At 58.3% G+C, this 11,249-nt stretch carries 16 protein-coding genes; 1 reads left to right on the top strand and 15 read right to left on the bottom strand.

All coding sequences use genetic code 11. The features are described 5' to 3' along the window. Genes ICA16_RS22975 through ICA16_RS22955 form a run of 5 tightly spaced genes read right to left on the bottom strand, consistent with a single transcriptional unit; the run spans nucleotide 1 to nucleotide 2,434 of the window. A complete protein-coding gene (locus tag ICA16_RS22975) occupies nucleotides 1–270 on the bottom strand; it encodes a DUF1799 domain-containing protein (RefSeq protein ID WP_210701779.1) in 270 nt (89 codons plus the stop codon). Between the two features lie 53 nt (nucleotides 271–323). Beyond that, nucleotides 324–704, bottom strand: a complete 381-nt coding sequence (locus ICA16_RS22970; protein ID WP_210701683.1) for a phage tail assembly chaperone — start codon at nucleotides 702–704, stop codon at nucleotides 324–326. Nucleotides 705–713: 9 nt separating this feature from the next. After that, complete coding sequence (locus ICA16_RS22965) at nucleotides 714–1,373, bottom strand: phage tail protein (RefSeq protein WP_210701682.1); 660 nt, start codon at nucleotides 1,371–1,373, stop codon at nucleotides 714–716. A 39-nt stretch (nucleotides 1,374–1,412) separates the two neighbouring features. Next, on the bottom strand, nucleotides 1,413–1,841 hold the full coding sequence (locus tag ICA16_RS22960) for a phage tail terminator-like protein (protein ID WP_210701681.1): 429 nt from the start codon (nucleotides 1,839–1,841) through the stop codon (nucleotides 1,413–1,415). Next, nucleotides 1,838–2,434 carry a hypothetical protein gene (locus ICA16_RS22955; protein ID WP_210701680.1) on the bottom strand — a complete coding sequence of 199 codons (597 nt, stop codon included), beginning with the start codon at nucleotides 2,432–2,434 and terminating at the stop codon, nucleotides 1,838–1,840. Before ICA16_RS22955 ends, ICA16_RS22960 begins: the two co-directional genes overlap by 4 nt. 128 nt (nucleotides 2,435–2,562) lie before the next feature. Here ICA16_RS22955 and ICA16_RS22950 point away from each other — a divergent pair, with 128 nt between their 5' ends. Further along, nucleotides 2,563–2,907 carry a hypothetical protein gene (locus tag ICA16_RS22950; protein WP_210701679.1) on the top strand — a complete coding sequence of 115 codons (345 nt, stop codon included), beginning with the start codon at nucleotides 2,563–2,565 and terminating at the stop codon, nucleotides 2,905–2,907. A 74-nt stretch (nucleotides 2,908–2,981) separates the two neighbouring features. Here ICA16_RS22950 and ICA16_RS22945 read toward each other — a convergent pair whose 3' ends face one another. The 10 genes from ICA16_RS22945 to ICA16_RS22900 form a co-directional block, all read right to left on the bottom strand. After that, on the bottom strand, nucleotides 2,982–3,374 hold the full coding sequence (locus tag ICA16_RS22945) for a hypothetical protein (RefSeq protein ID WP_210701678.1): 393 nt from the start codon (nucleotides 3,372–3,374) through the stop codon (nucleotides 2,982–2,984). A gap of 2 nt (nucleotides 3,375–3,376) precedes the next feature. Continuing rightward, nucleotides 3,377–3,754 (bottom strand): hypothetical protein, encoded by a 378-nt coding sequence (locus ICA16_RS22940; RefSeq protein ID WP_210701677.1) that lies wholly within the window; start codon nucleotides 3,752–3,754, stop codon nucleotides 3,377–3,379. A 10-nt stretch (nucleotides 3,755–3,764) separates the two neighbouring features. Continuing rightward, nucleotides 3,765–4,070, bottom strand: a complete 306-nt coding sequence (locus ICA16_RS22935) for a HeH/LEM domain-containing protein (protein WP_210701676.1) — start codon at nucleotides 4,068–4,070, stop codon at nucleotides 3,765–3,767. 57 nt (nucleotides 4,071–4,127) lie between these two features. Continuing rightward, nucleotides 4,128–5,105 (bottom strand): major capsid protein, encoded by a 978-nt coding sequence (locus ICA16_RS22930; RefSeq protein WP_210701675.1) that lies wholly within the window; start codon nucleotides 5,103–5,105, stop codon nucleotides 4,128–4,130. Nucleotides 5,106–5,108: 3 nt separating this feature from the next. Next, complete coding sequence (locus ICA16_RS22925) at nucleotides 5,109–5,882, bottom strand: hypothetical protein (protein ID WP_210701674.1); 774 nt, start codon at nucleotides 5,880–5,882, stop codon at nucleotides 5,109–5,111. Nucleotides 5,883–6,007: 125 nt separating this feature from the next. Beyond that, nucleotides 6,008–6,721: a hypothetical protein gene (locus tag ICA16_RS22920; protein ID WP_210701673.1), complete on the bottom strand. Its 714-nt coding sequence runs from the start codon at nucleotides 6,719–6,721 to the stop codon at nucleotides 6,008–6,010. A 40-nt stretch (nucleotides 6,722–6,761) separates the two neighbouring features. Then, complete coding sequence (locus tag ICA16_RS22915) at nucleotides 6,762–7,259, bottom strand: DnaT-like ssDNA-binding protein (protein ID WP_210701672.1); 498 nt, start codon at nucleotides 7,257–7,259, stop codon at nucleotides 6,762–6,764. Between the two features lie 8 nt (nucleotides 7,260–7,267). Continuing rightward, nucleotides 7,268–8,380: a minor capsid protein gene (locus ICA16_RS22910; RefSeq protein ID WP_210701671.1), complete on the bottom strand. Its 1,113-nt coding sequence runs from the start codon at nucleotides 8,378–8,380 to the stop codon at nucleotides 7,268–7,270. Further along, on the bottom strand, nucleotides 8,298–9,758 hold the full coding sequence (locus ICA16_RS22905) for a DUF4055 domain-containing protein (protein ID WP_210701670.1): 1,461 nt from the start codon (nucleotides 9,756–9,758) through the stop codon (nucleotides 8,298–8,300). The genes ICA16_RS22910 and ICA16_RS22905 overlap by 83 nt, the downstream gene beginning before the upstream one ends. Further along, complete coding sequence (locus ICA16_RS22900; RefSeq protein WP_210701669.1) at nucleotides 9,758–11,248, bottom strand: terminase large subunit; 1,491 nt, start codon at nucleotides 11,246–11,248, stop codon at nucleotides 9,758–9,760. Before ICA16_RS22900 ends, ICA16_RS22905 begins: the two co-directional genes overlap by 1 nt. Between the last annotated feature and the right edge of the window lies 1 nt (nucleotide 11,249).

Genomic DNA, 11,249 nt, shown 5'->3' with positions numbered 1-11,249 from the left:
TTACGGGCTGTTTTCCCTTTCATCCGCCATGACGCGCAGGGCTTCGCCTTCCAGCACTTGAAGGTCAGGAAAGATTTCAGCGAGTTTCTGTTTCTTGATGCCGAGGAATTCGGCGACGTCGCGAATGCAGTTGTAATCGAGGCCGATTGCGCCACCGGCGCCGACCCGCCACTGCGTGGACATTCGGTTGAACAGGAGGAAGGCCGGCCAGTTGCATGGCCAGACCTCTACGTCGTCACCGGACAAATCGGCAGCCGTCAGCCCGAGGATTGCCAACTGCTCAGCAGATGGTCCGCTTTCGTACAACGCTGCGGCTGCCGCCCTCAGTTTCCCAGCCGGGCCTGATTGAATGCGCTCTGGTAGGCATTCACCACCGCTTCAGCAGTTCCTTGGCATGACTTCACAAGGGCGAGGATGCTCTTGTCGTCGAACTTGTCATCGAAGCCCCAGCCCGCGACCAGATCCTTGATCTGCTGCACCTGATACTCGGTTTCGGCAGCAACGACATCCGACAATGTGGTGCCTTCCCCGAATCCCTCGCGCATTTCTTTCGCCTTGAGGTTCCACTCGTCGAACAGCGCGGCGAGAGCCGGGCGATCGCGATACTTGAAGGTGAACTCGATTGCCTCGGGCTCACACCCAACGATGGGTATGTGCACGAGAGCCTTGAACGTAGGGTTCTGAGCGATCCTGATCTTTGCCATGGGAAATCCTTATGCGCCGGCGAGGTAACGGAGCGAGCGAGCCGAAAGCCCGATACTGATGGTTCGCGTCATGACGTTGTTTCGCTCCATCGTCGGATCAGGAGTGATGCTCACATAGCCTGGGTAGAGGATTTGATCGCCATTGCGCAACTTCATGCGCACGACGGCCAGCTCTTTGGTGTCATCGAAGCCTTCGACAGTCTCGACGTATTGAGCGGTCGGCTGATCCTCCACCACGATAGTGATCGTGGTCGGGTTTCGGTTGGTTGGAAATTGCTTGTCGTCGTCATCTTCCAGATAGCCGACAGTTTGATATTGCTGCTCGCCGCCAGAGGATGTGAAAGAAGTGACTTTCGAGATCTGCGTCCATCCGGACACCGGGATCACGGAGCCAGACCCTGCACCTACCGTGAATTTGTCGGTGTTGGTGGTATTGAGACCGGCCAACGCAAATGCATCGGCGGTAACGCCGGACGCCTTTACTGCGCGGTCATTGATCAGCGCCCAACCGGAGTCGACCAGCAAAACATCGCCGTTTTCGATGCTGTGCCCTACAGAAGCAGCGACCGGCGGCTTCGCATTGGTCAGGGCGGTGAAAGCGACGGCGGATCCCATAATGCTGGCAATCTCCAGCACAGCGCCGTTCGGCAGCGGAAAGCGTGCGGCCATGGTGTGTTTCCTCTTGAATGCCCGCCTGACGGCGGTAGGTTATGCCCCAGCGGGCGGTTGGTCTGCGACACCTGCGTAGGTGAAGCTGGCCGGGACCGTGTAGGTCGCCGACTCTGTGATGGTTGGCCCCTGATCTACCGGCTCAGTGATGAGTCCATCGAACCCGTTGCGGGCCAGTGGCGTGTCCACGCGAAAGAGCCGTGTCAGCTCTTCAACAAGAGTCTCTGCGGTAGCCATGGCCTGGGCAGATGGACAGATGATGCTGATCTGATAAACGCCGGTGTACTCGTAGGCGTCCCCGCCGAGATAACGGCAGGTGGTGCTGGCTGGTAGCTGGAAGGCCCGCAGATAGGTTTCAGATGGACCCGGTGTAAATGGCTGATTCGAGTAGGCCACTCGTATCGGACGCGCAGCCGACCATGCGGCCAGCTTCGTTTCTATGGCCTGACGGGCGCGTGCGTGACTCATACCTGATTGTTCCTGATGGCCTCCTGAACGATCTGCTGGAAGCGAGCCATGGTTACCCGAAGCATGCCGCCGGGGGCCTGAGTGGAATGGCCGAACTCCAGAGGAATCGCATAGGGCAAGTTGTTGATGATGTAAGCGATCTGGCCGGCGGTGAAGTCGCTCATTCCGGCGACCAGCGCGGCAGTGGTTTCGGCGCCGCTCGGGTCTACCTCGTCAAAGGTGACGTTCTCGACTACGCCGAGCGAGATGTGCCAGTTCGCACGGAACCGGCCGCCGACGTAGCCTTCCGGGGCAGCGATATCCATGCCGTCGTTGAGCTTGCGCCCCTTCTTGAGCCTGCCGCTCTTAGTCAAGTTGGCCGGATCGCTACGCAGCGCTGCGTTGTGGTCGTCGACGGCCTTGTTGTACTGTGTTGCGATAGCGTTCTGTGCCCAGATCTCCGGGTTACCCACGGGAGACATGCGGATCAGGCTGCTGCCGACTTCGATGATGATCTCGCGCACGCTTGCGTCGATGGCTTCGCTGGTCTGGGCCGCGAACTCGACCAGGCTCAGGGCGAAGCTGCCGGATTGACCGGCGCCAGCCCGGCTCATGAACGCACCTGCAGCTTATACAAGATCGATTTGTCGAGCAGATTGAGCTTTCTCGGGCCTCGACTGATAATTCGTAGAGCTAATTTAGCTAACCCCTCATAGAACCACCGCATAAGGAAATCCTCTCTATGAAAAAGCCGCATACACAACGATCTAGCATTCCAAGCACCGGACTGAAATTTGGTGAACAGGCGGCTAAAAATATCGAGAATGCAAGGAAGCAAGTACAAGCCGACACGGCCAACCGCAAAGATCTTACTAAGAGCGTAAAAAATCTCCGGGATGCCGTTGCGGCTAGTTGTAGAGAATCTCACCCCGAATGGGTAACAAAGTTTGCAACAGGCAAAATGCCCTCTGACCTGGAACTGTCTGACGAAACCATCGAGCTTCTAATTGTGCTTGAGCAAGAACTCAGGGATGGAAAGGTGAACCCAGAAACACTTGACCAGCTGGACGAAATGCTTAGTTATTAGCCTTTTAGAATCACGTGCAGATTGAGTAAGAAACCGAAAAATCTAAATGAAAGCTATCAGCTTCATATTGTTTTTCACTTCCTCAACTGCGCGGTCCACGCTGCATCAGCAGGGTCGGCAGACACGTTCATCACACGCAGCCCGTTGACGATATCGCCGATGGCAGGGATAGCCGGAACCGCCGTCGGACCACCCTCCTCGGACACGAAGAGTTCGTTTTGCAGCACCAGCAGCTTTTTGTCGGTGGTCTGGATGAGCGAGCCGTCGATTTCTTTGGACAGGTAGCTACCCAGAACACCGCGCCCTATGTACGTAACGGTGGTGTCCGGCGTCTCGCCGCCCAGATCCGGGTCGTACTCGCCCGCGACCTTCCGCACACCGGTCACCGGTTTGACCGCGTCAGCCAAACCATCAGGATCGTCGAACGCCTCGGCCATTTCGGCCTGAATCTCTTCGCGCATACCCATGATCAGATCCTTTTCAGCATCATCACGCCGGAGCGCTTGATCCAAGGTTCCAGCAGCGCCAGGGCGAAGTTCACACCCGCCGACTGATCAGTAGATCCGGCCACGTAGGTCTTGCTCACGGAGGTGCCGGGCTGAGCCGAAACTGTTTTGCTCTGCACTTCCTTCTGCGTGGCCGTGTACAACTTGCCCGTAGACGCCTCTTTGGCGACCTGGGCGCCGGCTGTTTTGATCTCGGTCGGAACTGGATCGGGAACAACCCGCTTAATCTTGGCCGTGAGCCAGGCGTTGGCCATGGTCACGGCAAGGACCGGATCACCGGTGCCAGCCCAGCCAGGACCTAGCAAGGCATCAACATCCGCAACGGTGATGAAGTCGGTCATTTGCTCGTCCTTATTCCGCTGGCACCAGAGCCTGCAGGTCTTCTTTCTTGGCAGTCGGGTCGAAGGTGATGCCCTTCTCCGTCAGCCAGTCTTTCAGCTCGGGGACCTTCATTTTCAGAGGGTCGGTTTCGGCGTTTTCTGGCTCCTTGCCGTCCGAGACTTTGATGCCCGCTGCTTCGTAGGCATCATAAATCTCGGGCGCGTCACCATCGACGACCACCTCGGTAGCTGTGCCGATAACGCCGAAGAATTCGCTCAGCAGGCGGTAGCACACGCCGCGCTCTTTGCCCGGTTTGTCCGTGTAGATAACTTTCATGATTCACCTCAATGCAGCCCGGCGCCCTTGCGGACGCCAGGGCAAGTGAAGGCCGGATTACGGCGTGGTGGTACCGCTGATGACGGCGGCGAATGGGACCTGCTTGCGGCTGAACACGCGTTCCCAGTTCGCAGCAGCGGCATACTGGGTCGCGGTCGGGCTGAGGTTCTGAGCCTCGGAGCCCTTCCAGCTGAAGCCAGCAGGCTGGAGGATGTAGGTCTTCCGCTCCCACAACACTTCCGCACCGCCACCGTTGCCACCACCTGGCTTACGCTCCAGCTCGACCGGCACCTTCGGCGTGCCCTCGCCGTAGCCGAAAGCGCCTTGGCCGAAGAACACGGACAGATACTTGCCCGCGCCATACACCAGGGCGTCGTCCATGAACACTGGCTTGCCGAGGTAGGTAGCCAGGATGATCTTGCCGTCGGAGTCACGCAGGTACTCGATCAAGTCTTGCTTGACCATCTGGTTCATCACGACCGAGTGCACGCCGATCGCGCCGAATTGGTCAGCGGCATCGCCCGCAGTGAACGCGGCATCCTGAAAGGCATTGGCGTTGATGGTCGCGCCCGCGTCGATGACCATGTCACCGCCGTTACTGGCGATGTTCGAGGCGATGATGCCGCGAGCGGCACCCAGGGTGTAGCGCTGCCACTGACGGGTCCAGTAGGTGCCGAAGCGGTTCCGGATCTGCTGCTGTGGCTCGTTGTTGGCCAGCTCCGCTGTCAGATCGGTTACGCCGTAGCCTTTGTTGAGGTAAAGGACACGGGCACGCATGCTGTCCTGCTCGACCTTGCCGACTTCACCTTGGTCATTCGGGTCATCGTTGCTGATGTTCGGAGCTTCATCAGCGTTGAGATCCTGCCAGTAGCTGATCTCCGCGGTGCCCTGACTGCCGGACGCGATCGCGTCTAGTACAGGCGAGCGAGTCACGATGCCCGACTCGTATACAGCAGTCTTTTCCGGGCTGTTAACCGGCGCCAGGGAGGCGTAGTAGTCGCCGACGAAGATGTCGGTCAGTTGGGTAGTTGCCATAAATTAGGTTCCTTTGGTGGCCTGGATTTTCTTGAAGAGCTCGGGGTTGTCACGGGCGATCGCAGCGCGCTCGGTTTCCGTGTACTCGCCCCACTTTTTCGTGGCCTTGCCACCTTGATCGCCGACCTGTCCGGCGCCCTGAGCCCTTGGCCACAGGTGTGTTGCTGTCTCACGCAGCGATTCCGCCCATTCGAGCGGCGACAGCGGGGTTTTCCCGTCCTTCCCGTAAACGACCTCGCCGTCACGGTCGGTGGCGATCGCCTCGCCGTCTTCGCTGAGTTTGAAAGTGCCCCGGGCGCGCAGGATGATGTCCTCGGCAGCCTCAGGGAGCGCGCCGGCCTTGATGGCAGCAGCGCGGATGGAGTCGGCAAGGACTTTGTCGCTGTACTTGGCGGCGAAGGCTTGGGCCTTGTCGGCGCGCTCATTGGCGGCTTTGATTTGCTTATCGGAGTCAGTCCGCAGGCGCTCGGTGCGGCGGTTGATCACCTCGTCGAGCTTTCCCTCGGCAATCAGCTTCGTTTCTTCGTCCTGGCCGACCTTGTTGAGCAAGCTTTTTACCGCTTCGATATCCAGGCCCTCAAACTGACCTTTCAGCTTGTCCAGTTCGGTCTTGATGGTCCGGTTAGAACCTAGCAATTCCTGGTTCTTGGACTTAAGCCCGTTTACTTCCTTGTCCAGATACTCCTGAACCTTTCCGCCAAGCGCCTCCTGGAGGGCCGCGGTCTGAGTTGCGTCGAGGGTGAGGCCAGCGGCGGCCGGGTCAAATTCAAATGGCATGGGTGTCCCCTGGGGATTTGGTTGGCCCGCCTGACGGGCATAAAAAAACCCCGGCATGGCCGAGGTCGTAAACGATTAACAATTTTCAGAAAGCCCCTCTACAGGGACTTGAGCTGGCCATCAAATCACGAGCGGTGGTCTCTCCCCGTGTGATTTCTTATTTCCTGGAATCTCTTCTCACGCAGATCGTTTGATAGCCTCGCGACTAAATCGCCAACGAGATGCTTTGGCGCTTTAATCTTGTAATCTTTATGAAGAGTTACAACCTTAATGAATAATGTCTCGTTTGAAATCAGCTGGAACTTTTCAAAGTAAGATTCATTAACTGCAATTGCCTCATAATCGGCGGGCGAATCTCCATCCTGCTTTAGCTTTTCGAGGTAGGGTGCACCCCACTCGTATAAAAGGCTCTGAAAGCCAGTAGAGTCGATATCGACTATATTTTCTGCGCTCCCTCTGGTGATGTTTTTTAAATTAGCAGAGCCTGGCCTGTTGAACTGCAAAAGATCCAAATCCTTGGTATCGGCCCGCGCAAGATAAACGCCTATTACCGTCGCAGGGACTAAACCCTCCGATATCAGGGTAAGCTTCCAGCAACAGTTAGCAAATTGCTGGTGAAACTTACATATCGCACGATCGCGAGACCGTTGATTCAATGCTAACCACAGAGCGACAGCTGCGGCGCTAAAGGAGGCTAATGCTGAAACCCAATCTCCTACGTTACCAGAAGCGGTTATATTTACAGCGGAAGCACCGGAGCCGGAAAAATACCAAAATACAGCAGCCCCGATTAAACAACCAAACAGAAACACTACAGACATTTCAAATGTTCTAAGCATAAAACTCTCCTTGTTTTATTCTTTATACCAGATCATTTGCTCATCCTCTAGGTGATGGGACTACCCACAGTCCGCGCATCACTAGGTAATCGGCGAATTGAGTCCTGCTCGGCGCATATGGCGGCGGGCGCATGCGCAATCCGGGCGTATCGCGGTTCAACCGCGTACGCCGGCCGTTTGGCTCAGTGCAGTGAGTTGGCTCTTTGATCTGGAAGCCCTGCTCGTCGGCGTACAGCTCGACCGCCAGCCGCACCTGGCCCCACTCAAGCTCAAAGGGCACGAATGTCTCGGAGAGCGTCTGGTATTCGATCTTGCAGTCACGCCGTGGCCAGGCCATAGCCTGCTTGGGATTGGCCTTGTTGCCTTTCCACTGGCGAGCGTTGATATCGGCTGCAGCGCGCAGCAGCAACTCGACCTGATCGGCTTCTGCTTCAGGTATGCGGAACCCGTAGTAGTCGCGGTAGAAGGTCAGCTTCTCCAGCGGCACGAAGCTATTCGCGTCCGGTCTGCCCTTCCCGTCCTCAACGATGATCTGCATGTGCTATCTCAACCTGGTTGAGCGCCGAGTGTAACGCCTGCGCGGATGAACATGTCCGGCTCAGCAGCTTTCAGTTGCGCCAGCGTCAGCGGCTTGAACGACTTGTCGAGCTGCAACTTGGCAAACTTCTCAGGTGTCAGGCCGCCATCCCGGAACAACTTGGCTCGCACAGGGCCCAGCGCATGATCCTGAAAGCTCGCCGGCTGCGTCGCCAGCCACTCGTAATAGTTCAGGCTCGCATCTACCTGTGCTCCGCCGTTGTCGCCCACCGAAGCGCGCGTGGCGTCCTTGGCGAACAGCTCCGAAAGCCGCGTCGTCGGCACTGTGGTTGACCGGCAGTTGATGTGCGCCGGCGGCAGCGGGCCTTTGCCCAGGTCGAAACGCATCCCATCTAGGCCCTTGCACTGCTGCGATGTCTTGCGATCGAGCGTCGACACCCAGCGGTAGCCCAGCACCACGTCGCTATTGGCTTTCAGCGTCTCCATTCGTGCCGTCGTGGCCACGTGCTGGATTGCCGTCTGCACCACGGATGCAGCGTTGCGATTGCTCACCGCCAAGATGCCATCCGTGAAGTTCTGCGCGGCGGTACCGCGAATCGCCTGAATGATTTGGGCGTTCGTCTGGCCCTGGCCGAAGCCGAGCCTTATTGTGTTCGTCACACGCATCGTCTCCGTGCGCGTCCAGCCGCTGACGAAACTCTTCAGCAGCTTGCCGCCGTCGATGCCTTTCACCTGCAGCGGATAAGAAAACACCGCCGCGCGAATGACCGTATTGCTCGGCACCACAGCGTCGATGGACAGCGCATTGCTCAGGCTGTTGGCCTCGAAGGTCGACTCGTACAGTGCGATATCGACTAGATCGGCCTGCACCAGATCACCATAGGCCTTGTAGATCTCCAGCAGCTTGCCGTCCACTCGGGCCAGAAACTGTTCAAGACGGTCCCGGCTGTAGGTAGTCAGCTCCTTGCGGGTCAACTGCTCGCGCACCAGCTTGTCAATCTGGCGCAGGTACTTCTCGAATTTTTTGACCTCGCCGGCCTTAAGCCGCTCCAGCATTACCGAGTGGCGCGTCGTCTGCTCCAGCAGTTGGCTGTCCGCCTGCGCCAGGTTTGTCGTTGGCATCGTCTTTGTCCAAGTTGATGCCGGCCGACTCGCGCTCATCGCTGATCAGGTCGGCTTCGTCTTCGTAGGGGCGATCCGGCAACTTGCCGGTGGTGAGGTACTGCCAGTAGGTGTCGGCGCTGATCGTCCCAGCCATCACGCCCTTGAGCAGTTCGGCAAGAACCTGGGCGCTCACCTCAGGCGTTACGAACTCAGGGTTCACCTTGAACTTGACCTGCGTGGGGTCGTACCCCTTCCACTCAGCGGCGTATCGCAGACCCTGCTCTACCGCCTCGGCCACCGTAATGACGATGCTGTGTAGTGTGGCGTGCTGGTCGTTTTGGCGGGTCTTGCGGGCCTCGCCCGACTCGGTGCCGCCCACGTCCATGACCTTAGCGCCGGCTTCAAGCGCGGCGTTTTTCTGGTCCTCCATGGCCTTGTGGACCGCTTCAATGCCGGCACCTTGGAACTCCAGGTAACCGCACTCGCCATTCGGGCCAAGATCCCAAGCAGCTGATGGCCCGGTCACGCTGAGCTCTACAGACTCATCAAGTCCGGACACCCACGGTTGAGGGTGACTGGTCTGGTGCAGCGCGGTGAAGTAGTCAGCACTCAGCTGGTACGACTTCAACGCGGCGCGCGCCATGGTCAGTAGAGGCACCTCGTCGACGTCCGGCGAGTTGTCGGTAGAACCGCAGTAGATCACCGGCAGGTAGGTCAGGCCTCTGACCAGCCGGTTGTCTGTGCCGGTAGTGCCCAAAGGCTTCTCATCCTCGACGAGCTCGCCCCCCTCATTACGCACTGCGGTGTGGCAGACAGTGTCTTTCATGAAGAACTCACGGAAAACCGTGTCGCAGTCGTGGCTGTAGCGATCGCCGCCCTTCTTGCGGAACTCGCGGAACACCGAAAGAACCAGATCCTGCCGCCCACCTTGATCAGCGGTATCCCAGTTGATCGCGTTGCGCGTGGCATACGTCGAGAAGTACGGCTCGCCGCGATCATCGATGTTCACCACCAGCGGCACCCGACCGTGCGAGACCGCCTGGCGCACCATGCGGAAGAACAGCTGCTTCAGGCCGAAGCCGTCCGCCGTGGCATTGTCCTCCAGCCCCTTCAGGCCGGCGGGCAGTTCAATTTCCGGGATCAGTCGCGAGACTAGGCCCATCATCGAACGCAGCGAGTCACGCACCCAGTGTTCGTACTGAGCCCGGTTCGTGTAGTTCTCGTAGAGGTATTTGTTGCCGGTACCGTCGAGCTTCTCGGCTTCAACCATGCCGCTCGGCTTGGGCAGGTTGCGGTCGTTGCGCTTGACGGCACATTCGCCTTCGAGGGCGTCGTCCATCATCTCCCACTCGGCGATGTGCGCGTCGTAGTCGGGGTTTGTCGATTGCACTGGCATCAGGCCAAGCCTCCAATTCGGCGTGTTCCGCCTGTGCGTTTGCGTCGGCCCATCGAGACAGCGAAGTAGCGGAAGGCGTCCGCGCCGTGCGATGACCAGTCGTGAAGTGGTTTGTCTTTCCAGCAGCCGCGCTTGTCGTCCCACTCCTTTCGGTAGTTCTCCAGGCAGGAAATACCCAGTTCGCATTTGGACTCATCGAAGGCACAGGCCGGAAGAATCTCCCGAACCTGCTCAATGCCTTCGTCGATACCGAGCTTTGGAACAACGCTGAACTTGAGGCTGTATTTTTGCCCGTCGATCTCGTAGCCCTCTCGGGCCAGTTCGCGCCGGGTCTTGCCGTCGCTGCCGAATTCACGGTTATCGATGTCGTGGGGGCCCCAGTGATCGCCGTATGTGTACTTGCGATCCTTGAGCACCTTCATGTAATGCCGAAGACCTTCCCCGCTGTTCTCGTAGAAGTCGATGACGTGGTATTCCTCGCCAACGATCCGAACAAACCAGATGGCCGTGGAGTCGCCGACGCCGATATCCCAAATCGTGTGTACCGGCAAATGACTATTGTCGGGCAGCGCGCCAATGCGCTGAGAGGCGTATAGCTTGGTGAACTGCTTGGCGTAATAAGCGCCCTCAATCGACTGCTGGAACGCTTCGGCCGGCAGAGACGGGTATTCCCGTTTCATGTCGTCGCCGAGCGTCTTCTCCTTGGCTGCGTACCAGGCGCGCTGACCAGGATTGGTCTCGATGCCGTGCTTGGCGAACAACTCGTTGAAGTAGTCGGTCAGGCGCTGCGGGATAACCGCGTCGGTCGGGTCGAGCCAGTAGGCCTTGTTCTTCCACCAACTGAAGAAGAAAAACTTCCAGTCCAGCTTGCCCAGCGGCGTGCCGGAGAGCAGTTGCTTCTCGGCAGTTTGCGAGTAGTCGAAGAAGTAGCCAGCCCGGCCTTCCGCTGTCGATTCAATCGTGACGAAGCAATCGGTGGCCACCGCCTCAAATGCGCCGGTGACGATTTCGCGCGCCTTGTGCGGAAACTTGGCGCAGATCTTCCCGAACTCGGAGACGTGCAGGTAACGCAGCGTGCCGCCCCGGAATGAGGTGCTGACATAGAGCGAACCGCCCTTGCTGAACACCAGCTCGCCGGCGGCATCGTTGCTCGCAGGGTTCGCGGCGCGGATCTCTTTCGGCAGATTGTCGTAGGCGTACTTCACCTTCTCCCGGAACAGGCGTTTGGCGTCGTTCAGGGTATGGGCGATCAGTGCGCACTTGGCCGACTCGAACAGTGCGGCGTCGAGTTGGATGATGCAGCACTCAGTGGTGAAGCCGAGCTGACGAGCCTTCAGGATGATGTTTCGCGTGTGCATCCCATCGAAGTATTCAATCTGCTCGTCCGTCATCCGGAAGCGGGTTTTCTTACCCTGCTTGTCGGTGATGAAGTAGAGATTGTTCAACCGCCAACGCTTATCCCGGAGCAGCTTCATGTGCTCGGGCTTCATG

The sequence above is a fragment of the Pseudomonas anatoliensis genome, from assembly GCF_017976235.1.
GTDB classification, from domain to species: Bacteria; Pseudomonadota; Gammaproteobacteria; order Pseudomonadales; family Pseudomonadaceae; genus Aquipseudomonas; species Aquipseudomonas anatoliensis.
This window is presented reverse-complemented; position numbering and strand designations above follow the sequence as displayed.

What these genes read in the sequence shown, in the direction of transcription:
- ICA16_RS22970 (WP_210701683.1), bottom strand. Translation starts at nt 704, where the DNA reads ATGGCAAAGATCAGGATCGCTCAGAACCCTACGTTCAAGGCTCTCGTG.
- ICA16_RS22965 (WP_210701682.1), bottom strand. Translation starts at nt 1,373, where the DNA reads ATGGCCGCACGCTTTCCGCTGCCGAACGGCGCTGTGCTGGAGATTGCC.
- ICA16_RS22960 (WP_210701681.1), bottom strand. Translation starts at nt 1,841, where the DNA reads ATGAGTCACGCACGCGCCCGTCAGGCCATAGAAACGAAGCTGGCCGCA.
- ICA16_RS22955 (WP_210701680.1), bottom strand. Translation starts at nt 2,434, where the DNA reads ATGAGCCGGGCTGGCGCCGGTCAATCCGGCAGCTTCGCCCTGAGCCTG.
- ICA16_RS22950 (WP_210701679.1), top strand. Translation starts at nt 2,563, where the DNA reads ATGAAAAAGCCGCATACACAACGATCTAGCATTCCAAGCACCGGACTG.
- ICA16_RS22945 (WP_210701678.1), bottom strand. Translation starts at nt 3,374, where the DNA reads ATGGGTATGCGCGAAGAGATTCAGGCCGAAATGGCCGAGGCGTTCGAC.
- ICA16_RS22940 (WP_210701677.1), bottom strand. Translation starts at nt 3,754, where the DNA reads ATGACCGACTTCATCACCGTTGCGGATGTTGATGCCTTGCTAGGTCCT.
- ICA16_RS22935 (WP_210701676.1), bottom strand. Translation starts at nt 4,070, where the DNA reads ATGAAAGTTATCTACACGGACAAACCGGGCAAAGAGCGCGGCGTGTGC.
- ICA16_RS22930 (WP_210701675.1), bottom strand. Translation starts at nt 5,105, where the DNA reads ATGGCAACTACCCAACTGACCGACATCTTCGTCGGCGACTACTACGCC.
- ICA16_RS22925 (WP_210701674.1), bottom strand. Translation starts at nt 5,882, where the DNA reads ATGCCATTTGAATTTGACCCGGCCGCCGCTGGCCTCACCCTCGACGCA.
- ICA16_RS22920 (WP_210701673.1), bottom strand. Translation starts at nt 6,721, where the DNA reads ATGCTTAGAACATTTGAAATGTCTGTAGTGTTTCTGTTTGGTTGTTTA.
- ICA16_RS22915 (WP_210701672.1), bottom strand. Translation starts at nt 7,259, where the DNA reads ATGCAGATCATCGTTGAGGACGGGAAGGGCAGACCGGACGCGAATAGC.
- ICA16_RS22910 (WP_210701671.1), bottom strand. Translation starts at nt 8,380, where the DNA reads ATGCCAACGACAAACCTGGCGCAGGCGGACAGCCAACTGCTGGAGCAG.
- ICA16_RS22905 (WP_210701670.1), bottom strand. Translation starts at nt 9,758, where the DNA reads ATGCCAGTGCAATCGACAAACCCCGACTACGACGCGCACATCGCCGAG.
- ICA16_RS22900 (WP_210701669.1), bottom strand. Translation starts at nt 11,248, where the DNA reads ATGAAGCCCGAGCACATGAAGCTGCTCCGGGATAAGCGTTGGCGGTTG.